At 73.7% G+C, this 5,449-nt stretch carries 6 protein-coding genes; 2 read left to right on the forward strand and 4 right to left on the reverse strand.

Going from position 1 to position 5,449, the window contains the following annotated elements; genetic code table 11:
- The first annotated feature begins 147 nt into the window (after positions 1–147).
- Positions 148–315 carry a hypothetical protein gene (locus M4J07_RS46510; protein WP_255983212.1) on the forward strand — a complete coding sequence of 56 codons (168 nt, stop codon included), beginning with the start codon at positions 148–150 and terminating at the stop codon, positions 313–315.
- A gap of 19 nt (positions 316–334) precedes the next feature.
- On the opposite strand, the gene M4J07_RS46515 is transcribed toward M4J07_RS46510, so the two are convergent.
- The 4 genes from M4J07_RS46515 to M4J07_RS46530 all read right to left on the reverse strand — a co-directional run bounded on the left by M4J07_RS46515 (position 335) and on the right by M4J07_RS46530 (position 3,866).
- A complete protein-coding gene (locus M4J07_RS46515; RefSeq protein ID WP_308284835.1) occupies positions 335–1,117 on the reverse strand; it encodes a phosphotransferase in 783 nt (260 codons plus the stop codon).
- An 8-nt stretch (positions 1,118–1,125) separates the two neighbouring features.
- Positions 1,126–1,776, reverse strand: coding sequence for a LysE family translocator (locus tag M4J07_RS46520; protein WP_255983216.1), 651 nt, complete (start codon positions 1,774–1,776; stop codon positions 1,126–1,128).
- A 90-nt stretch (positions 1,777–1,866) separates the two neighbouring features.
- On the reverse strand, positions 1,867–2,568 hold the full coding sequence (locus M4J07_RS46525) for a LuxR C-terminal-related transcriptional regulator (RefSeq protein ID WP_255983218.1): 702 nt from the start codon (positions 2,566–2,568) through the stop codon (positions 1,867–1,869).
- Positions 2,565–3,866 carry an ATP-binding protein gene (locus M4J07_RS46530; RefSeq protein ID WP_255983220.1) on the reverse strand — a complete coding sequence of 434 codons (1,302 nt, stop codon included), beginning with the start codon at positions 3,864–3,866 and terminating at the stop codon, positions 2,565–2,567. The genes M4J07_RS46525 and M4J07_RS46530 overlap by 4 nt, the downstream gene beginning before the upstream one ends.
- Positions 3,867–4,076: 210 nt before the next feature.
- On the opposite strand from M4J07_RS46530, the gene M4J07_RS46535 reads away from it, so the two are divergent.
- Positions 4,077–5,381 carry a PspC domain-containing protein gene (locus M4J07_RS46535; protein ID WP_255983222.1) on the forward strand — a complete coding sequence of 435 codons (1,305 nt, stop codon included), beginning with the start codon at positions 4,077–4,079 and terminating at the stop codon, positions 5,379–5,381.
- Positions 5,382–5,449: the final 68 nt, after the last annotated feature.

Consider the following 5,449-nt stretch of genomic DNA (forward strand, 5'->3'; position numbering starts at 1 on the left):
GGCTAGGCGAGCACCGCGGGGCGGGGAGGTGTAGCGGGCTACACCATCACGCGGGGAGAGCCCACCATGGCCATCCCGCCCGGCCCCCGGCATCGTTGTCCACGCCACCGAGAACGACACAGGGATCAACGGGGAAAGGAACCCACCATGAAGCCCCTCCTCTGGCTCATCCTGGCCGCGGCCCTCATCACCAACGTCTCCACGAGCTTCGCCCTCGACGGCGTCCAGCAGGTCCTGGTCAGCATCGGCACGGGCGTCGCGACCCTGACGGCCGCCGGCGTCCTGTTCGCCACGCGGCGGCGTGCGGGGGCCTGACACGGCCCTTCACGCTCCTTCACCGCCGCAGCACCGCCTCGAACTCCCCCCGCCGCTCCGCCAGCCACGCCTGCAGGCGGTCCCAGCTCGGCCAGCCGCCCCGTGTCTCGTGGGCCTCCGTGAACGCCGGGGCGTGCTCCGCCAGGCGGCGGGCCACGAAGGCGCGGGCTCCTTGCGTGGCCTGCTCGATGAGGGCGGGGAGGGCCACGCGGTCCGCCGGGGACAGGTCGTACGCGTCGGCCAGCACCTTCAGGCGGTGGGCCGGGTCCAGGTCCGGTGGGAAGCGGCGGGCGGCCGCGGACTCGGGGTCCAGCATCGGCGCCCAGTAGCGGGCCGTGATCGCGACGTCCCAGACCGGCCGGCCCGGCGCCGCCATGTCGAAGTCGATCAGGGCGGCGGCGCGGCCGGCGCGGAAGACGACGTTCTCCGGGCACACGTCGTTGTGGCAGAGGACGGGGCCGCCCTCCGGATCGGCGAACTCCCGTGACCAGTCGGCGCCTTGGGGGACGTCGTGCGCCGCGTCGTGCATCCGGCGCAGCAGCCGACCGACCGAACGCAGCGCCTCGTCCGTCATCGACCAGGCCGGGAACGGCGGCAGGGGCACGTCGCCGGGGACGTACGACAGCTGCTCTCGGCGTCCGTCGGCGCTGAGGCCCAGCGGGGTCGGCGCCCCGTCGAAGCCGCGCTCGCGCAGCGCCCTGAAGTGGGCGTGGAGGGCCGCCGCCTGGGCGGGGGCCGGGCGGTCGACCACGTCGCCCCTGCGCACCACCGCCCCGGCGTTCGCCAGGCCCCCGGCCAGCACCTCCCCGGTCACTCCTTGCGCCCCGTGACCGCGACCGTCACCCCGAGGCCGACCATGGCGAGCCCGCCGGCCCCGCCGATCGCCGCGAGCCGCCGGGGCGAGCGGGCGAACCAGCCGCGGGCCGTGGCCGCGGCGAGGCCCCACACGCTGTCCGAGGCGATCGCGATGGCGTTGAAGACCAGGCCGAGCAGCAGCATCTGCAGCGCGGCGTGCCCCGCCCCGCGGTCGACGAACTGGGGCAGCACCGCCGCGAAGAAGACGATCGTCTTGGGGTTCGCGACCCCGACGGCGAACCCGTCCCAGAGCGTGCGCAGGGTCCCCGCACCGTCGGCGGCCTCGGCGTCCTCGTCCCGGAACGCCGCCCGGAGCGCGCCCCGTTGACGGATCGCCCTGACTCCGAGATAGATCAGATAGGCGGCACCGAGCAGCTTCAGGGTCGTGAAGACGACGATCGAGCGCTCCACGACGGAGCCGACCCCGAGGGCGACCGCGACCACCAGGACGTAGGCGCCGAGCGTGTTGCCCGCGACCGTCGTCAGCGCGGCGCGGCGCCCCTGGGCGAGGGCACGGCCGACGACGAACAGGACGCTGGGACCCGGGACGACGATGAGGAGGAAGGACATCGCCGCGAAGGCGAGGAGGCGATCGGTGGACATCATGGAGTCCATGGAGCCACAACCGCGGCCGGAAGCGCACGCGGTTACCCGACTCCCCTCACCTCACCCCACCTCACCCCACTTCGCCGCGCCTCACACCAGACGCCGTGCCGTCGCCCAGCGCGTCAGCTCGTGCCGGTTGGAGAGCTGGAGCTTGCGCAGCACCGCCGAGACGTGCGACTCGACCGTCTTCACCGAGATGAACAGCTGCTTCGCGATCTCCTTGTACGCGTACCCGCGCGCGATCAGCCGCAGCACCTCGCGCTCGCGCTGCGTGAGCCGGTCCAGGTCCTCGTCCACCGGCGGCGCGTCCGTCGACGCGAACGCGTCGAGCACGAAGCCCGCGAGGCGCGGCGAGAAGACGGCGTCGCCCTCCTGCACGCGGAAGATGGAGTCGACGAGGTCGGTGCCGGTGATCGTCTTCGTGACGTAGCCACGCGCGCCCCCACGAATGACCCCGATGACGTCCTCCGCCGCGTCCGACACGGACAGGGCCAGGAAGCGGACCGGGTTCTCGGCGTCCGCCATCAACTGCGCGCTGCGCCGCAGGACTTCGACCCCGCCGCCGCCCGGCAGGTGCACGTCGAGCAGCACGACCTCGGGGCGCGTCGCCGTGATCACGGTGACCGCCTGGTCGACGTCGGCCGCCTCCCCGACGACCTCGACGCCCGTGGTCTCCGTGCGGCCGATCTCCGCCTGGACGCCCGTACGGAACATGCGGTGGTCGTCGACCAGGACCACGCGCACGTGCCGCCCCGGACCGCTCTCCTGGGTCTCCTCGGTGGCTTCCGTCATGACGTCGTCCTCTCCGCCCTCTTCATGGTCAGTTCGACCTCCGTGCCGCCGTCGGGCACCGCCCGGAGACGGGCCGTCCCGCCGTTGCGTTCCATCCGGCCGATGATCGATTCTCTTACGCCCATCCGGTCGGCGGGGATGGAGTCCAGGTCGAAGCCGGGGCCCCGGTCCCGTACGGACACGAACACCTCGTCGCCCTCCACCTCGGCATAGACCTGCACCGCGCCGCCCTCGCCACCGTACTTGGCGGCGTTCACCATCGCTTCCCTCGCGGCCTGCATCTGCGCGGCCAGCTTCTCGTCGAGCGGGCAGTCGCCGACGACCACGACCTCCAGCGGGACGCCGTGCTTGTCCTCGACCTCCGCCGCGTTGGCCTTGACCGCCTCGGCGACGGTCTCCGGCTCCTGCGGGTCCTCGGCGGCGGCCGGCTTGTAGAGCCAGGCGCGCAGGTCCCGCTCCTGGGCGCGGGCGAGGCGGCGCACCTCCGCCGCGTTGTCCGCGTTGCGCTGGATCAGGGTCAGGGTGTGCAGCACCGAGTCGTGGACGTGGGCGGCGACCTCCGCCCGCTCCTGGGCACGGATCCGCATCAGCCGTTCCTCGGAGAGGTCCTGCGTCATCCGGATCAGGTACGGGCCCGCGAGCAGCGCGATGCCGACCAGCACGGCGAGCGCCGCCTGGAGGATCGAGCCGAGGTGTTCGGTGGCGCCCTGCGTGACGAAGATGCCGGTGACACCGGCGCCGACGAGCAGCACGCCCGCGGCGGCCCGTGCCAGGTTCAGGGTGCGCCGGCGGCGGCCGACCTCGGCCCAGCGGGCCCGCCGCGCGTTGTCGGCCTGCCGCCACACCAGGGCGACGCCCGCGCCGACGAGGACGGTGGGGACCAGGTACGCCTTGGTGTTGCCGGTGAGGTTCACGTTCTGCACGAAGATCATCGCGACGATGACCATCAGGACGAGCGCGAGGATCTGCCCCTTGTCGGGGCGGCGAGCGACCAGCCGGCGCCGGCCGTCTGGCGCGGTCTCCGTGGTCAGCACGGGCGACGGCCGGTCGGTGCCGACGCCGCCGATGCCCAGCGGCACGAAGAACCAGAACGCCGCGTACAGCAGCGCCCCCAGACCGTCCGCCATGAACAGGCCCACGAAGACGAGCCGCACCCAGATCACCGGCAGCCCGAGGTGCCCGGCGAGCCCCCGCGCGACCCCGCCCAGCCAGCGTCCGTCGCTGCTGCGGTAGAGCTTGCGCGGCGGCCTCGGGTCTCGGGTGTCGTCGCTGAGCGGGGCGGTCGCGGCTTCCGGCATGCCACCGATCGTCACACGCCGGCCCACGCCCTGGCATCAGGGTCGCCCCCCGATACTCCCCTGATCTTCCGACCTCCGACCTCCGGCTTCCCCCTCCCCTCGCCCCCCTCGCCTCTCCGCGCCGGCCGCGGGCGGCTCAGGGGCGATCTCAGGGTTCGGCCAGGGTTGTCCCGGCTGCCGCGGGCGGCGCGGGCCCGTCACCATGGACGTATGACGGAGGATCCCTCGAACAGGGCGGACACGGTGGTCACCGCGCCCGACAAGGAACCGCCCGCCCCGCTGCGCCGCTTCCGCCGGGACCGGCGGCACAAGACGCTGGGCGGCGTGTGCGCGGGCCTCGGCCGGCACTGCGACATGGACCCGGTGATCTTCCGGATCGGGCTCGCGGTGCTCGCCGTGACCGGCGGCGTCGGACTCATCTTCTACGGCTTCGCGTGGCTCTTCGTGCCGTACGACGACGAGGACGAGAACGAGTTCCGCAAGCTCCTGACGGGCCGGGTCGACGGCCCGGGGCTCGCGGCGATCGTCACCGCCCTGGTCGGCTGCGGCGTCTTCCTCTCCATGCTGAACAACGGCGGGGCGCTCACCTTCGCCGTCGTCCTCGCCCTGCTGCTCGCGGGCGCCGGCTACTGGTCGCAGCAGCGCCGCACCGCCGACCCCGACCCGGTCGCCGCGCAGGCCGTCGCCGACGCCCCGCCGGAGGCGCAGGCGCCGCCGGTGGCCGGGGCCAGGTCGTGGTGGCGCGACCCCATCGTGAAGGACGGCACGCACGTCGGCGGCACCGGCTACTTCTGGGGCCCGGCGGGCAGCGAGGAACTCTCCCCGCGGTACGCCGCCGCGCACGGCCCCGCCGGCAAGCGCCGCCCGGCGCCGGAACAGCCGCGCAGGCCGCGCGGCATCGGCGCCCTGGTCTTCCTCGGCGCGCTCGTCGCGGGCACCCTCGGCGCCGGCCTCACCTGGGACGACCGCACCCTCGGCGACAGCCTGCAGACCGGGCTCGCGTGCGCGCTCGGGGTGTTCGGCCTGGGCATCGCGATCAGCGCCTTCCGCGGGCGGACCGGCGCGGGCTCGATCTTCCTCGCGGTGATCACGGCGGGCCTGCTCGCCGGGTCCGCCGCACTGCCCGCGAACATCACCACGGACTGGGCGCGCACGGACTGGAACCCGGCGAGCGCCTCCGCCGTGCGGCCGCAGTACCAACTGGGCACGGGTGTCGGCACCCTCGACCTCTCCCGGGTGACCGTGGCCGAGGGGAAGACCGTGACCACGCACGTGGAGGTGGGTGCGGGCCAGGCGAAGATCGTGCTGCCCGCGGACGTGACGGTGAAGCTCAACGCCGAGGTCGGTGTCGGGGACGTGCGGCTGCCCGCCGACACGTCGCCCGACGTGGACGTCAGGCCCGGCATCGACAAGGAGGTCACGCTCGCGCCGCCGGCCGGAAGCAAGGCCTCCGGCACGGTCGAGCTGAACGTCGAGGTCGGGATCGGACAGGTGGAGGTGTCCCGTGCGTCATGACTTCTCTCCCGGGCGGTTGCTCGCGGGGCTCGTGCTGATGCTGACGGCGGTCGTGTACTTCGGTGACG

It is taken from the genome of Streptomyces longispororuber (assembly GCF_024448165.1).
GTDB lineage: Bacteria > Actinomycetota > Actinomycetes > Streptomycetales > Streptomycetaceae > Streptomyces > Streptomyces longispororuber_A.

Excerpts from the sequence above, each read along its gene's own strand:
- M4J07_RS46510 (WP_255983212.1), top strand. The coding sequence starts at position 148 with ATGAAGCCCCTCCTCTGGCTCATCCTGGCCGCGGCCCTCATCACCAAC.
- M4J07_RS46520 (WP_255983216.1), bottom strand. The coding sequence starts at position 1,776 with ATGATGTCCACCGATCGCCTCCTCGCCTTCGCGGCGATGTCCTTCCTC.
- M4J07_RS46525 (WP_255983218.1), bottom strand. The coding sequence starts at position 2,568 with ATGACGGAAGCCACCGAGGAGACCCAGGAGAGCGGTCCGGGGCGGCAC.
- M4J07_RS46530 (WP_255983220.1), bottom strand. The coding sequence starts at position 3,866 with ATGCCGGAAGCCGCGACCGCCCCGCTCAGCGACGACACCCGAGACCCG.
- M4J07_RS46535 (WP_255983222.1), top strand. The coding sequence starts at position 4,077 with ATGACGGAGGATCCCTCGAACAGGGCGGACACGGTGGTCACCGCGCCC.